General features: G+C 80.7%; 1 pseudogene. It reads right to left on the bottom strand.

Annotated features, from left to right (window positions below):
• Positions 1-453: pseudogene (locus IH45_RS01000000144805) on the bottom strand (hypothetical protein); the annotation flags it as partial.
• Positions 454-641 lie beyond the last annotated feature (188 nt).

The raw sequence follows: 641 nt of genomic DNA on the forward strand, positions 1-641 counted from the left end.
GGGTACGCCGGGGCCTCCGGTGGCGCCGGGGCCGCCGGTCGCTCCGGGGCCGCCGGTCACGCCGGGGCCGCCGGTCACGCCGGGGCCGCCTGCCTCGGGGCGGAGCACGGCGTCGCTTGCGAGCATCGTCGCGGCGGCGTGCACACCGCCGCCGGGACCGCCGGAAGGCGGCGCGGGCGGGCCCGGTTCCGGCTTCTGCTGCCGCTCCTGCTCCGGCCTCTGCTCCGGTTTCGGGGACGACGCTGCGGGGCCGTCCACCGCGCTCAGGTCCACCTCGTTCGCGTCCAGCTGCGAGACGAGCTGCGTCGGGATGTACCCGCCCGCGGGCGCGGCGACAGGCGGCTGCGCGGCGTCGCTCCCGGCCCCGTCCTCGGCCCCGTCCTTGGCACCGTCCTCGGCACCCGGCGCCGCCGCGTCCGTACGGCCACGGTCCTCGTCACGGGCACCCGGCACACCGGGAGGCGGCGGCGGACCACCGGCATTCCCCGGCAGCGCCGAACCGTCGGCCAGCATCGTCGCCGCGGCATGCACCCCGCCGACCGGCGGCCCGGACGGCGGCGGAAGCGGCGCACCGGGCCTCTCCGCACTGCCCGGCGCGCCGCCGGAGCCCCCGTACGCGGGGGGCGGCGGCACATCGGCGA

Origin of the sequence: Streptomyces rimosus subsp. rimosus, assembly GCF_000720725.1 — a bacterium.
Classification (GTDB): Bacteria; Actinomycetota; Actinomycetes; order Streptomycetales; family Streptomycetaceae; genus Streptomyces; species Streptomyces rimosus_A.